The organism is Methylotenera oryzisoli (assembly GCF_004661485.1).
In the GTDB taxonomy this organism is placed as follows: Bacteria; Pseudomonadota; Gammaproteobacteria; order Burkholderiales; family Methylophilaceae; genus Methylotenera; species Methylotenera oryzisoli.
In genome coordinates this window covers 44,762-59,583 of record NZ_PQVH01000013.1, presented here as the reverse complement: position 1 = coordinate 59,583, position 14,822 = coordinate 44,762, and the positions used below count along the sequence as shown (strand labels likewise).

11 protein-coding genes, 2 tRNA genes and 1 riboswitch are annotated in these 14,822 nt (G+C 44.4%); of the genes, 2 read left to right on the top strand and 11 right to left on the bottom strand.

Annotation, left to right across the window (positions count from 1 at the left end; translation table 11 throughout):
* Position 1 precedes the first annotated feature (1 nt).
* The gene (locus tag C3Y98_RS10550) at positions 2 to 1,774 is read right to left on the bottom strand and encodes a diguanylate cyclase (RefSeq protein WP_167759934.1); all 1,773 of its coding nucleotides are present in this window, start codon (positions 1,772 to 1,774) and stop codon (positions 2 to 4) included.
* A gap of 161 nt (positions 1,775 to 1,935) precedes the next feature.
* On the opposite strand from C3Y98_RS10550, the gene C3Y98_RS10545 reads away from it, so the two are divergent.
* On the top strand, positions 1,936 to 2,715 hold the full coding sequence (locus C3Y98_RS10545; RefSeq protein WP_135278558.1) for an ankyrin repeat domain-containing protein: 780 nt from the start codon (positions 1,936 to 1,938) through the stop codon (positions 2,713 to 2,715).
* Between the two features lie 50 nt (positions 2,716 to 2,765).
* Here C3Y98_RS10545 and C3Y98_RS10540 read toward each other — a convergent pair whose 3' ends face one another.
* From C3Y98_RS10540 to C3Y98_RS10515, 6 genes are all read right to left on the bottom strand, one after another.
* On the bottom strand, positions 2,766 to 3,908 hold the full coding sequence (locus C3Y98_RS10540) for a ribonucleotide-diphosphate reductase subunit beta (protein ID WP_135278557.1): 1,143 nt from the start codon (positions 3,906 to 3,908) through the stop codon (positions 2,766 to 2,768).
* Positions 3,909 to 4,070: 162 nt separating this feature from the next.
* Complete coding sequence (locus tag C3Y98_RS10535; protein ID WP_135278556.1) at positions 4,071 to 6,887, bottom strand: ribonucleoside-diphosphate reductase subunit alpha; 2,817 nt, start codon at positions 6,885 to 6,887, stop codon at positions 4,071 to 4,073.
* 164 nt (positions 6,888 to 7,051) lie between these two features.
* Positions 7,052 to 7,276, bottom strand: a riboswitch (cobalamin riboswitch).
* Positions 7,277 to 7,546: 270 nt separating this feature from the next.
* Entirely contained in the window at positions 7,547 to 8,575 is a 1,029-nt protein-coding gene (locus C3Y98_RS10530; RefSeq protein ID WP_135278555.1) for a sulfite exporter TauE/SafE family protein, read from the bottom strand.
* A 110-nt stretch (positions 8,576 to 8,685) separates the two neighbouring features.
* Positions 8,686 to 8,865: a hypothetical protein gene (locus C3Y98_RS12955; protein ID WP_425339469.1), complete on the bottom strand. Its 180-nt coding sequence runs from the start codon at positions 8,863 to 8,865 to the stop codon at positions 8,686 to 8,688.
* Between the two features lie 182 nt (positions 8,866 to 9,047).
* Positions 9,048 to 9,470 (bottom strand): EamA family transporter, encoded by a 423-nt coding sequence (locus C3Y98_RS10520; protein ID WP_135278554.1) that lies wholly within the window; start codon positions 9,468 to 9,470, stop codon positions 9,048 to 9,050.
* Between the two features lie 6 nt (positions 9,471 to 9,476).
* Positions 9,477 to 11,159, bottom strand: a complete 1,683-nt coding sequence (locus C3Y98_RS10515) for a phosphoethanolamine transferase (RefSeq protein ID WP_135278553.1) — start codon at positions 11,157 to 11,159, stop codon at positions 9,477 to 9,479.
* Between the two features lie 402 nt (positions 11,160 to 11,561).
* On the opposite strand from C3Y98_RS10515, the gene sugE reads away from it, so the two are divergent.
* Positions 11,562 to 11,882 (top strand): quaternary ammonium compound efflux SMR transporter SugE, encoded by a 321-nt coding sequence (gene sugE, locus C3Y98_RS10510; protein WP_135278552.1) that lies wholly within the window; start codon positions 11,562 to 11,564, stop codon positions 11,880 to 11,882.
* Positions 11,883 to 12,050: 168 nt separating this feature from the next.
* Here sugE and C3Y98_RS10505 read toward each other — a convergent pair whose 3' ends face one another.
* The 4 genes from C3Y98_RS10505 to C3Y98_RS10490 all read right to left on the bottom strand — a co-directional run bounded on the left by C3Y98_RS10505 (position 12,051) and on the right by C3Y98_RS10490 (position 14,788).
* Positions 12,051 to 12,566 carry a hypothetical protein gene (locus tag C3Y98_RS10505; protein ID WP_135278551.1) on the bottom strand — a complete coding sequence of 172 codons (516 nt, stop codon included), beginning with the start codon at positions 12,564 to 12,566 and terminating at the stop codon, positions 12,051 to 12,053.
* Positions 12,567 to 12,939: 373 nt separating this feature from the next.
* Positions 12,940 to 14,145, bottom strand: coding sequence for an NAD-dependent formate dehydrogenase (locus tag C3Y98_RS10500; protein ID WP_135278550.1), 1,206 nt, complete (start codon positions 14,143 to 14,145; stop codon positions 12,940 to 12,942).
* A gap of 400 nt (positions 14,146 to 14,545) precedes the next feature.
* A tRNA-Arg gene (locus tag C3Y98_RS10495) sits at positions 14,546 to 14,622 on the bottom strand.
* A gap of 72 nt (positions 14,623 to 14,694) precedes the next feature.
* Positions 14,695 to 14,788, bottom strand: a tRNA-Ser gene (locus C3Y98_RS10490).
* Positions 14,789 to 14,822 lie beyond the last annotated feature (34 nt).

Below are 14,822 nucleotides of genomic sequence, written 5' to 3'. Positions count from 1 at the left end.
TTTACTGCATTGCGATGTAGACACGATTGCGACCGTACTTTTTAGCCTGATATAGTGCTTCATCAGCTAAGTTCAGTAGCATGTCGATGTTGTCTTGCTTGGATACTCTTGAAGCTACACCGATTGAAACAGTGAACTGAATCGGAACGCCAGCCTCCAGCGGCACTTTTTGATTGGCAAGCACTGCACGTAGCCGTTCGGCAACTTCTGCGGCCTGTGCCTTATCTGTTTCCGGTAGCAAAATAGCAAACTCTTCACCCCCTACGCGGCCAATAATATCAATCTCTCGCAAGGTTTCACGGCACACGGCCGCCATCCTTTTAAGGATGATATCACCTGATTTGTGGCCATATGTGTCATTGACTTGTTTAAACAGGTCAATGTCTAACATAAAGAACGAAAGTGGCGCGTCGTAGCGGCTAGTCCTCTGTATTTCTTGCTCGGCCTGCTCCATAAAATAGCGGCGATTGCTGACCCCAGTGAGAAAATCAATACGTGCCTGACGTTTGAACTCATCTTCAAGCTGTTTACGTTCGGTGATATCGGTAGATGTGCCAATCATACGTAACGGTTTTCCGTCACTACTACGGCTAATCACCATGCCTCTGTTCAATAGCCACTTATAAGACCCATCGCCACATAGTTTTTGCTGTTCTATCTGGTATCGATCTGTCTTATTGTCTGTCATGGCTTGTATTGCCATCATGGTGCTGGTGATGCTGTCTGGGTGCGTATGTGCTGCCCAGTGGTTAAACCTTTCGATATCCTCCGGCAAATTAGCATTTAAGCCCAAAATTTCCATAAGTCTAGGAGAGGCTTCAGTTTTTCCTGTCTGAAAGTCATATTCCCAAACCCCATCTCCTGCGCCTTCTAACGCAAATCTCCAGCGTTCTTCATTCTTCTTTAAGGCAAGTTCACTGTGGTTTTTTTCAATAGCGATACTTGCCAGATAAGCAGCTTGTTCAATCAGCATAATATTGGCTTCAGTTGGCCGATACGTGTACTGATGATAAATGGCAACAGTTCCCAGTATTTTGCCTTGCGTTGAGCGTATTGGCTCGGACCAGCAAGACCCTAGCCTAGCCTGGCCTGCGAGCTCTTTAAAATAATGCCAATAGGGGTGTTTTTGAATATCTTCAACAATCACCCGTTTTCCTGTAAATGCGGCCGTGCCACACGAACCAACACCTTCACCAATACTAAGATTGTTGATAGCGGCCACATAGAATCTGGGCAGATTGGGGGCTGCAGTTGCGAGCAGGCGCTTGCCTTCCATATCGAGCAACATAATACTGCCGCGTATCGCTGGATTTTCTTGCTCCACCCACAGGATGATCGCTCTGAGTATATCGGGTAGCGGCGCGCCTTTGGTAATCAGCTCTAGAACATGGCTGCGGAACTTCTCTCGGACTTCGGCCTGTTTAAGTTCATCGCTATATTGCCTAAGTCTGGTAATGATTAATCCACTTAGGCAGGATGTTAGTGAGAAAAATACCAAAGGAATATAGCTTTTTTGCGTGCTAAGCAATACTTCAAACGGTTTTACGAAGTAGTATTCACCCGCTATCCCAGATAGCATGGCCACTACAATGCCGGGGCCGGTGCCAAGCAAGTAAAAACAAATAAGTGTTGTCAAATAAAAGGTAATGTATGCAACATTTTCTTCCGCAGCTGTGAACTTGAGACGCAGAAAAAAAGCGATAAAGAATAGCACTATCGCAATTAGGTAACGATAAGTGGGTGGTAATTTTGTATGCATTTCTTCGAAATTCAACAAAACAATCCTTTCGTTTACTTACGCATTTGAGCGTGAATAAACTATGCAACGCCATCAGCTTTACATACTAAAATTGATTATAATGAATTTTACTGAGTTGTTGGTAGTCATTAGTCATTCACTCAATTAAATAGCTAGATTAAGTTACTATATCCGTTATGTCTGTGAAACATCCTTTTTTTGAATACCTCGGCGAGAACTACCCGTATGCGCTTGAGGATAAGTTTGATCGTATTTTGGTGCGCATTGAGAAGCTGTGGTCTACGCCACAAATCCATGATTATTTCAGTGAACTGATTATTGACTCTCGCGGTGGGCGTCAAGGTTTCCCAAAAGATGTGATGGAAGATATTCTCAGGCTACGGCAAGTACGGCAGTCTCAGCATATCCGTGAAGCTGAGGGTATAGATAGTGCGATTAAAGAGTTAGAGCGGCTAGGCATTAAGCGTAGCTCAGAGCAATTGCTGGCGGCGATTCATGCAGGTAATCAGGCGGTGGTTGATTTGTTTGTTCGTAGTAATTTCAATATCCATATTTCAGATCCGGATGGCACGCCAGCGCTGTTAGTCGCTTTAAAAAAAGGCTACACGGTGATTGCCAGCATACTGATCAAAAAAGGTGCGGATGTGAACGCCTATGACCGTAAGACCATGACCCCGCTTTTACTTGTATGTGGCCAGCAACTGCCTGGCTATAAAACGATTGCAGAAATGTTGATCAAAAGAGGGGCTTATATCAACGATCGGGATAGCCTTGGTTTTACGCCTTTATTACTTAGCCTGACATCAGGTCAGTTTGAGGTTGCTGAGCTACTTATCGAGCGTGGTGCTGATATATTGGCGCGCGGTAAGAACGGTAAATCTGCCCTATCACTCGCAGAAGATGCAGGTAACGTTAAGCTAATAGAGCTGTTAAAGGCAAAAGGCGCAACCTATTGAGTGCCGGCTGGAATTGCCGTTGAGGCGGTTCCAACCGGTTTTTTCCTAGTTTAGTCCCAGCTTAATGCACCGCCCGTTTGGTACTCAGTGACGCGCGTTTCAAAGAAGTTTTTCTCTTTCTTCAAATCTATCATTTCACTCATCCATGGGAATGGATTGGTCGCGCCCGGATACAGCGCGTCCAAGCCAATTTGCTGGCAACGGCGGTTGGCAATAAAGCGCAAGTATTCTTTAAACATAGTGGCATTTAAACCTAGCACACCGCGCGGCATCGTCGCCTCCGCATAGCGGTATTCAAGCTCAACACCATGCTGAATTAAACTCTTAATCTCATCGCGGAATTCAGCCGTCCAAAGGTGCGGATTTTCTAGCTTGATAGTATTAATCACATCAATACCGAAGTTGCAATGCATAGACTCGTCACGCAGAATGTACTGGTATTGCTCCGCGGCACCCTGCATCTTGTTCTGGCGACCCAGTGCCAGAATCTGCACAAATCCCACATAAAAGAACAAACCCTCCATAATGCAGGCAAACACGATAAGTGATCGCAGTAATTGCTGGTCAGCTTCCGGCGTGCCGGTTTTGAATGCCGGATCAGTCAACGTGTTGATAAATGGAATTAAAAAATCGTCCTTATCTTTAATGCTTGCTACCTCTTGGTAGGCATTAAACACTTCCGACTCATCCAAACCCAAACTCTCCACGATATATTGATAGGCATGGGTATGAATCGCTTCTTCAAACCCCTGGCGCAGCAAGTATTGACGAGCCTCAGGTGCAGTAATATGGCGATAGGTGCCGAGCACAATGTTATTGGCAGCCAATGAGTCCGCCGTGGTGAAAAAGCCTAGGTTCCGTTTGACGATTAAACGCTCATCGTCGCTTAGTGCTGTGCTGTCTTTCCATTGTGCGATATCACGGCTCATGGAAACTTCCTGTGGCATCCAGTGATTGGCGCAACCTGCCAAGTATTTATCCCAAGCCCAATGGTACTTAAATGGCACCAATTGATTCACATCGGTTTGGCCGTTAATCATGCGCTTGTCTGAAGCGTTTACGCGGCCTGAAATAGACGGCTGGTTAGCGGTTAATGGCGTGGCCGTTGGTGTTGATATTGCTGTTGCCATTGGTGCCAACTTTGGCACCATGACTGGCGTTTCTTCGTAAACTTCATCTTCAAATGAAAGCATATTTTTTTCCTTAAATCTTTATTGATCATTTGGGAAAAGCAAGCTGGCGAGAGCCATTCAGTGCAAGGCACAACAAGCGCAAAACACAAGACAATACATATAGTACGGCGCAGTATTTGAGCATTGCAGTAACAAAGCAATGGATGGCTCGCAGACGCTTACTTATTGGCAGGATTCGCAATCGGGATTATCAATACTGCACATCTTCGGCGCCGGCTCTGTGGTGTTAGCTGCAACTGCATTCAACTCACCGCCTGAACCTGTTGATTTCTCTGCCGCTGTTGCACCTAATGAACGCAGGTAGTACGTGGTTTTAAGGCCACGTTGCCATGCCAATAGGTAGGTATCGTTCAGTTTTTTTCCTGAAGGTACAGCAAAATACAAGTTGAGCGATTGGGCTTGATCTATCCACTTCTGGCGACGCGCTGCTGCTTCAATCAACCAGCTAGGATCCACATCAAATGCCGTGGCATACAGCTGTTTCAAGTCAGCCGGTACACGTTCGATTGGTGCCAATGAGCCATCAAAATATTTCAAATCTGACACCATCACGGTATCCCACAAGCCACGTGCTTTCAGGTCATTCACCAGCTGCTCATTCACAATCGTGAATTCACCTGACAGATTAGATTTCACATACAAGTTTTGGTATTCAGGTTCAATGCTGGCAGAAACGCCCACGATGTTAGAAATCGTCGCAGTTGGCGCAATCGCCACGCAGTTGGAGTTACGCATGCCGACCTTTTGGATGCGGCTGCGTAACGCATCCCAATCCAAGGTTTTGCTTCTGTCCACTTCCACGTTGCCACCACGTTCACTCGCCAACAAATCTAGCGTGTCTAATGGCAAAATACCTTGATCCCATAGGCTGCCTTTAAAGCTAGAGTATGGGCCGCGTTCTTCTGCCAACGCGGTTGAAGCCCAATAAGCGTTGTAGCACACCATTTCCATGGCACGGTCGGCGAACTCCACTGCTTCCATGCTGGCGTATGGGATACGCATTGCATGTAAGCAATTTTGGAAACCCATGATGCCCATCCCCACTGGACGATGGCGTGTATTGGCATTGCGCGCTTTACCTACTGGGTAGAAATTGATATCCACCACATTATCTAACATACGCATGCCGACTTTAACCGTTGCTTGCAACTTGTCGTTATCTAACACTAAGTTGCCGTTAACTTCCGTTAAGTGCTGTAATAAATTCACGGAGCCCAAGTTGCATACAGCAATTTCTGTATCAGAGGTATTCAGCGTAATTTCTGTGCATAAATTTGAGCTATGCACCACGCCCACATGTTGCTGTGGTGAGCGAATATTGCATGGGTCTTTAAACGTAATCCATGGATGACCAGTTTCGAACAGCATGGAAAGCATCTTGCGCCACATCTGCACAGCTGGCACGCGTTTGAACAGCTTGATTTCGCCGTTATCAGCACGTCGCTCATATTCCACATACGCCGCTTCAAACGCTTTACCATATTTGTCATGCAAATCCGGCACATCAGATGGTGAGAACAATGTCCACTCGCCCTGTTCAGTCACACGGCGCATAAACAAGTCTGGAATCCAATGCGCGGTGTTCATGTCATGCGTACGGCGGCGGTCATCGCCGGTGTTTTTGCGTAAATCTAGAAATTCTTCAATATCTAAGTGCCATGTTTCCAGATAACCGCAAACTGCGCCTTTGCGCTTGCCGCCTTGGTTCACTGCTACCGCGGTGTCATTCACCACTTTTAAGAATGGAATGACGCCTTGGCTCTTACCATTAGTGCCTTTGATACGTGCGCCTAATGAACGTACTGGTGTCCAGTCGTTGCCCAAGCCGCCTGCGTATTTTTGCAGTAAAGCATTTTCTTTAATGCCTTGGTAAATACCATCCAAATCATCGCTCACAGTGGTGAGGTAGCAGGATGATAGCTGTGAATGCAAGGTGCCTGCATTGAATAGCGTAGGCGTTGAGCTCATAAAATCGAATGTGCTCAATACGTTGTAGAACTCGATGGCACGCGCTTCGCGGTCAATCTCGTTAATCGCTAAGCCCATCGCCACGCGCATAAAGAAAATTTGCGGCAGTTCGATACGACGCTCTTCAATGTGCAAGAAGTAACGGTCGTATAAAGTTTGAATGCCTAAATAACCGAATTGAAAGTCGCGCTCTTTTACCAAAGCGGCTGCCAATTTATCTAAATCGAATTGTGCTAAACGTGGGTCTAGTAAATCTGCGGCGATACCAATCTTGATATAGCGTGGGAAGTATTCAACGTAATGTGTATCCATTTCTGCATGGCTTACACGCTCGCCAAGTACTTCAGCGCGCACCAAATCTAATTGCAAACGCGCAGTCACGTAGTTGTAAGCCGGCTCAGTTTCAATCAGGCTACGCGCAGACAAGATCAGCGCTTTGTACACTTCTGTGAATGGGATGCCATCGTATAAATCACGTACCGCTTGCTCAACCACCAGTTGCGGTGACACTGAATTGCCTAAGTCTGCGCAGGCCTCTGTCACCATGGCATTGAGTTGCTTACTGTCAAGCGGCAAAAGTTTGCCATCAATATTTACATTAAGCGCATGGATAGGCTCAATTTCGGCATGGCTTGCTTTTTCTGCCGCACGTTCAGCATTACGTTTCTCACGATAAAGCACATAAGCACGTGCCACGTCATGGTTGCCGTTACGCATCAGAGCTAGTTCAACTTGGTCTTGGATGTCTTCAATATGGATAGAGCCGCCTGCAGGCAAGCGACGGATTAAGGCGTTATTAACGATTTGGCTCAAGGAGCTAACTTGGTCGCGCACGCGCTGTGAGGCGGCACTTTGGTTGCCTTCAACTGCCAAGAATGCTTTAGTGATTGCGATAGCAATTTTGTCTAAATTAAATGTTACGGCGGCACCATTACGGCGAATTACCTGCAACATTGGCAATAGTGTAGATTGTACTGAATCAGTACTTGAAGATGGTTTTATGTCATCCATTTAGATTTCCCTTTTTTAATAAAGGGCAGGTACGCTTTATAGGCGAGCATCTTCTGCAATAGAAAAATACGCCAAACAAAGACCAGCATGGCGGATAGATTGAATCTACCCATCTGCCGAGGACACCCCGCCTCAAACGTTATAAAAGTATTCACACAAGTGCAGTGTGAAAAATGTCTACGGCAGGTCTTCTGGCTTTCAGGTCATCATCATTTTGTTAGCCTTCCCGAACCTTAGATTCAGTGGCTAAGTAATCACAAAATGACTCGCTGATTACAGCTGCGGGGGCAGCCCCGGAATTGAAGTTTGCTTAGAACAAGCTTCGCACCGGATTCCCTATTATCTTAATTTTCGACTGAAAAGTAAGAACCGTGTGTAAGCACTATAACGCAACATAGCGTGATGTTTCAATACTTAAAACACAATATATTGATATTTATTTCTTTTAATTCCCATATCTATGTTTTGTAAGGATTTTTTTATATGCCTATTTTAGAGGAATATTGATGGTGTTTTTTGAGTGTTTTGATACAAATAAAAAGACAAGAGACTTAAAATCTCTTGTCTTTGAGGCGGTTCCTTTGTTTTACACCGTTATAGTATTACTGATGATTGTTTGCCTGAATTGCTGGCTAATACTCAGCATGTTTTGTAGTGAATTAAAATTTAACTTTGTTAACTAATTGATTGTTGGCGTCGTAGTAGTAGGCCTCATGAGAAACTTTTTTTAGTGAGTATACTTTTTCAATCACAATCTTAGCGGCATCACCTTTGTGTGCATGCACCAACGCCTGATTGGTTAAAGCTAATGAGGGCAATGGAATGATTCTTTCAAGCTCAAACCCTTCGTTATACTTAAACTCAACGCTATAGAGTAAATCATCCCAGCTCAATGTAGCGTCGTAGCCTTTTGCCATGCGCATTACATGTAAGCTTGGGTTGTGTATTTCCTGCACACCTAAAATTGCACTGTTAAATAGTAGAAAGCCCGACACTACCATTGCGCCATATCCAAACTTGCTAAACACACCAATGGATATTCTAGGTAAGATAAACTTCATCAAATAGGTAGCAAACACTGCGGCAATCGCGACAATCAGTCCGATTTTCAACACTTTAAGGGTAAATAAGCCTAGGTAAGCATATAAAAAAAGCTTGATGATATGTAGCAGAATTTCATTTGCGGCGCGGGTGGCGACGATTTCAGTTTTATCTAAGCCATAACGTAAATATACGCCATTAAATAACACGCCCACTGCACCGGTTAAGCCAGAAATAAACCCTGCTAATAATCCTATAAACCGTAAGAAATGATTGGAGTATTGGCGATTATTACTGTTGCTGTCCTCTTTTTTAAACACATAAGGCAAGTTGGAGACTAAGAAAATAGCCATACATAGCTCAATGTAAGTTGGATCTAAATAGCTTAATAACCATGCACCTAGCACTACCCCAGGTAGTGCTGCCGGTAAGAACAGCTTAACAATTTTCCAATCGATTTTTGAGTAAAACAAAGAAAGCTTGGTAGTTGAGCTCACTGAGGTGCCGATGGACAAGGCAGCAGGGACTTGTGATGCAGGCAATGCGTAGCCTAGGATTGGGATTAGCAATAAACCTGCACCCCCGCCACAAATCACGCTCATGGAAAATGCCAGTAAGGCAGCAATAAAAATAGAATAAAGAATCATGGAAATTAGGTTGGTTATTTATTAAAAATTGGTAAATGCGGCCTGTGCAATAAGCCAAAAAGTGATGAATTTTTAAGCATTACTACATTTTTCACTAAGGTAGACTTAAGTTAATGGCTATGTTTGGCTGCTGATTGTTTGAATATCATGATGGAGCCGATAATTAGCCCTATTAGAACCATAGAGGCGGAATAGCGGCTAAGAGCTAAACCACCGGCGGCTAAAGGTTTATCAAGAAAGTCGCCAACAACGGCACCCAGTGTGCGATACCAAAGCAACAGTAATGACATGAGTAGGGTGAGCAAGAGTAGAGTGCCCCCTGCGTAGCCTATGCCAAGCGATCGATCTGCGAAATCCGCCTACGGTTGTTGTAGCGACAATGCTCGCCCAATACAGCCAGAGGTTAAATTGCTTAACAGCTATCTATCTGCATATTACTTATTCCTAGCCTCATCACTTATCATCCTTGATGTTATTTCTTGGACAGTAAGAAGACTCCGGCAACGATGAGGATAGCGCCCATTATCATGCGCAAGGTGATGACCTCTTTAAACAATAGCCATGCCAATAGTACGGATACAACAACGCTGCCTTTATCAATTAAGGCCACGGTTGCTACATCTCCCATTTTTAGTGCTTTGTAATAAAAAATCCAAGAGCCAGCGGTGGTCGCTGCGGATAATCCTAGCCAAATGTAGTGCTGTTGTTGCAGGTTTTTAATTTCAGATGGGGTAATGCTGAGCAAACCAAAGGAGATAATAAATGCACAAACAAACAAGGTTCTTAACGTTAAGCCTAGCTCAGCAGAAATGCCGACTAGCCCTTGTTTTGCAATCACGGCAGTAAAGCCAGCGAACAGCATGGAGATAATGGCGTATAAAATCCAGCGTTCCATATTATGTTAATCTACATTTCTATTTAAATGACTGTTAGCTACTGCCGCTGATTTTATCGCGATATTTTTTGATAGCATGTATTTTTCCGCTGCGCACATATGTGAATCTAACTCATAAGATGCAAGTACGGTGCAAAATAAATCATCATGGCTTAACACATGATTTTTATAAGACCGAATATCGTCTAAACGATAATCAAAGTTTTTCCCTGTCCATACAATCGCTGGAACATGCGTTTGCTCTCTAGGCGCTATCATGTAGGGAGCGGCATGCAAGTAGATGCCATGCTCACCCAAAGACTCCCCATGATCTGCGATGTATAGCATTGCGGTTTCGTGTGTGCTGTCGTATTTTTTGAGGAAGCTAATCACCTCGGATAAAAAGTAGTCTGTATATAAAATTGCATTATCATAGGCGTTGTCAATTTCCTGTTTAGAGCAATCTCTCAACTCGCCGGTTTGGCAGGCAGGTGTAAAGCGTTCGAATGTTTTGGGGTATCTTCTGTAGTACTCAGGGCCGTGATTACCCATTTGGTGCAATACAATCATCATGTCTTGGGATTTGTGCGCATCAATATACTTATCAAGCCCGCTTAACATGCCGATATCTCTGCATTCACCCTCGCAAACTGGATTAAGCGTTGGCGACTTAAAGTCCTCATATTTTACTCTAGTGGCAACGCCTTTTGAGTCTGAATTATTGTCACGCCACAGTACCTCGATGCCGTTCTTCTTGAGTACGTCTAAGACATTTTCTTGCTCTAATGCCTTTTCTTTATCGTATTTATCTCGCCCTAAAGATGAAAACATGCATGGTACAGAGACTCCAGTAGATGTGCCGCATGAGCTGACATTACTAAAACTTACAACATTTTGTTTGGAAAGTAATGGGTTAGTATCACGTTGATACCCGTTTAACGAGAATCGGTCTGCTCGCGCAGTTTCGCCTACAACCAATATAATCAGCTCTTTTTTGCTGGTAATCGGATCAATTAAAACTGCATCTTCTGCAGTTTTATGTAACACCGCATGACTTGCGATTTTTGATTGCTCTGTAAGGTATTTTATCGCCGAGTATACTGAGTAAGTAGGATTCGCGTAGAACCTGACAATTTTATGCTCGCGTATAAACGAGCTGTAGTCAGCAGTGAACGGTATTACTAATAAAACAATACTCACTATGCAAAAGAGGATCGTTTTAAGTCTGGATTTAAATTCTGCTTTGAAATTAGTAGGAGATGGGCAGTACTTCACAATGAACCATGCCGGGATGAAACCTAATACTAAAGTTCTTACGATTAAGCTGGTAGTGATTAAGCTTGCAAACTCGTTTGTATTAGTTTGCATGATGTTATCAATCATGACGGTATCAATAATGACCCCTAAGTGATCCATATAATAAGCGGCTTGTGATGCAATAATGACAAACAGCGCCAATATCCAGCGTGTGAATTTTCCATGGCAAATGGATAAAAAGAAAATAGCGGTCAGTGCGCTAAAGAATAAAGCCAATGAGGCTAAAAAAGGAATATTGGCCACTGTAAGTGGGTATATATGCACAATGCCGTGAAACAGAGCAAAGTTGCCTGTCAGCATAATGAACATAACAACTAGCAATATCGCTTGTGTTTGATTCAAAAGTTTTGGTAGTGCCGTATTCTCAATAACTTCTGGATTCATTGACTGCATAGTATAGGGTGTGCCTTGATTTGAAATATTCTCAAGGTAACAGCAGTATATGTGCCAAGCCCCTACATTATTGATTTGTATAAATAAATAGTAAAATATGCATCATGCATGATGCAATAATTGCATGAATTAATTAGCTAGTTAAATCCGGCACTGCACAAATTGTAGACCCCGCATTTGAGCGGGTTGCTTGTTTGTCCTATGCAAGCAAGGTCGGCAATAGTGCTTGATATGCACTTGTTGTGCACAATCGTGTTGTTAATTAATGTCGTTAGGCAGACTTAAAGTAAGCTGATATTTGATTCTGGTGCTAAACTTGATGCTGTATGTGATAGGTAAGGACGACCTTACTTATTTGAATTAATCTAGGGACGACCCAATATTTTTTGTGAGGTATTTAAGATGAGTTGGGCGATTCTTGTTGCAGCCGGGCTGTTAGAAGTGGTGTGGGCGATTGGCTTAAAGTATACCGAAGGCTTCACGCGACTTTGGCCAACTTTAGGCACCGTGCTGGCAATGGTGCTCAGCGTTTGGTTGCTAGGAATGGCAATGAAATCATTACCTGTAGGCACTGCGTATGCAGTATGGGTAGGGATCGGAGCCATCGGTACTGCAATATTCGGCATATTGTTATTTGGTGAATCTGCTAACTTAGGTAGGTTGCTAAGCTTATCATTCATCTTTATCGGTATCGTCGGACTCAAGTTAAGTACGGCTATATAGCGCTTTGCCTGTAGCTGTTTGAAGTTGCAGGCCAAGGCATACCACTCTTAGCTTAGCATCAGCAGTCAAGAACCACTCCGCACTTTACGTGGGCATAGACAGCAAGTGGGCACTCACATTAGATGCCTGCAATACTAGCCATTTCTATCACTGCGTACTGATCCACTCTTAAGGAAACAACACGTGGTCAGTTGGCCAAGTTCCTTCATAGACGGCTTCTGGATGTCTTTTAATCAAGATATCGCGAATCTCCATGAGTCTATGCAGCGGCACAGAAACAATCATCAATACTTTCCCTGCATTAATTGGTTGTTTATATGCCTCTAGCCTGTGGTTGGGAACCCCTGTTGCTAAGGTTCCAGCCCACATTGCACTCGCTACCGCGCCAATCAGCATGGTGTAGGGGATAATTGCCGTAGAAACCGGTCCGAACCACCATGGAACCATAATAGCCAGTACTCCAGCCAGCGCGCCTAGCACTGCCCCCAGTAGCATGCCTACACTTGCGCAAAAAGCGACTTCTGATCTTTCTAGTACAGTTGCCGCAGGCAGGTCTCCCAATGATTTGTCTGGCCTCGCCAGAAAGTGAATATGATTAGCATTAATGCGAGCCAGTAACAATTCATTCATCATCACTTGCGCGCTTTTAATATCTGGTAACACGAAATAAAGTCTACGTCTCATCGCGTTCTCCTATCTGATTCGCAGTTGTAAGTAGCTTAGACTGACTAGCTGAGGTGCATGATGCTTAGCTCAATTAACTTAGTCATCTATGGCTATTTAACAATTGCTTCGATTGATTGCTACATTTAATTAAATGCAACTTTATCAACAGCCATTTCTGGCATGTATGCTCACTTGTCGATGCTCGCCGTGACACGCTTTCAGCCACGTTGCACAACCGATTGCCACATTGGCGCAGGACAAATGCGTAAGTTACGCCAATTGAAGTCAGACCCCCATCAAGCTTCAAAGTTCTGATTAGCTGGATTGCAAGAACGCTTCTATCGTTCTCCGGCATAACCGGAGAACGATAGAAATACATAGCCTTGCTCTGTCATGCGGCTGCACTAAAACGTGTTGCCTCCTCCCAGCCTTTAGTTGCGTTGCCTGTGCTGTAGGAGTGCGCACCTGTACCAGCTAAATGACCACCATCTACAATCAGATACTCTTCACGAATTGGTTTGCCTGCAAACCAGCATTCCAGAATTTCACGCGTACCAGCAGCATAGCGTGCTTGTGCACTGAGGCTGGTGCCAGATACGTGTGGTGTCATCCCGTGGTATGGCATAGTGCGCCATGGGTGATCTTTCGGTGCCGGTTGTGGAAACCACACATCACCTGCGTAGCCAGCCAACTGGCCGCTTTTTAATGCCCGTGCTATTGCATCCTTGTCGCATATTTTGCCGCGCGCAGTATTCACAATATAGGCACCTCGTTTCATCTTGGCAATTAACGCATCATCGAACATATGTTCTGTTTCTGGGTGTAATGGGCAATTGATGGTCACCACATCGCACACTTTTACCATAGACTCCACATTAGGGTGAAAAGTGAGTTGCAGTTCTTTTTCAATGTCTGGTGATAACCGATGCCGGTCTGTGTAATGCAGTTTTACATCAAATGGTTTCAGCCGCCTTAACACAGCCAAACCGATACGGCCAGCGGCCACTGTGCCGACATTCATGCCTTCTAAATCATATGATCGGGTCACACAATCGGCAATGTTCCAGCCACCGTTCACTACCCATTGATACGAAGGAATGTAATTACGTACCAAACTTAGAATCATCATCACCACATGTTCAGAAACGCTAATACTGTTGCTATAACTCACTTCTGCAACAGTGACGCCATGTTTAATGGCAGCTTGTAGGTCTACGTGGTCAGAGCCTATGCCGGCAGTAATGGCTAACTTTAATTTAGGCGCCTTGGCAAACCTTTCTTCAGTGAGGTACGCTGGCCAAAACGGTTGAGAAATAATAATGTCGGTGTCCGGTAGCTCTCTCTCTAGTCGCGAGTTAGGCCCATCTTTATCTGAAGTGACCACTAACTGATGACCGTGAGATTCTAGATAATTTCGTAAACCGAGCTCACCAGAGACGCTACCTAATAATTGACCTGGTTTAAAGTCTATGGCTTCTGGGGTAGGTAAGGTCTGCCCCCCAGGGTAGGTCTTGATATCGGGTATTCCGTCACGTGGATATAATGTTGGATAACCCGAGACAGGGTCGTCATAGAGCACACAAAGAATTTTGCTCATTTCAGCCTCCTTTCGATAAACGATAGAAAGCTTAGAAGGCCTTTCTTAGTGTGAAATACCAGTTTTAGGATTGGTATTTAATCTTTGTTGCTAGCTTTCCTGCATCTTCTATCTTTATCTTGCACCTAAGCATCGCCTCAACAGCAACTGAGTTACTACGCAACAGCGTCGGTAGCAGCGCAGTGTTAAGTTCTAATGCAACGGGCGCATTCAAACCTCCTCATATGTTGAGACATTGTAGATACTAATAAATTGCATCAGTAAGTGTGTTGTTGTCTGGGAGCCATACGCTCTAATAATAGAGCCTGTCTTAATAACGCTGGTGGATTACAGAGGTTGGATAAGAGAGATATAAAATACAAAAGGCTTACAGTCGTTAAACTGTAAGCCTTTGTTTGTTTGGTGCGCCCGAAGAGATTCGAACTCCTGACCCCTTGGTTCGTAGCCAAGTACTCTATCCAGCTGAGCTACGGGCGCGAAAGCGTGCATTATACTCGAAGCTGGGATTTTTTCCAGCAAAATAATAAAATATTTCACACTTATAAAACTTGGCGGAGAGCGAGGGATTCGAACCCTCGATACAGATTTAAGCCCGTATGCTTCCTTAGCAGGGAAGTGCCTTCGACCACTCGGCCAGCTCTCCGTTTACTTCAATTACGCTTCTTACGAGGGCGTGA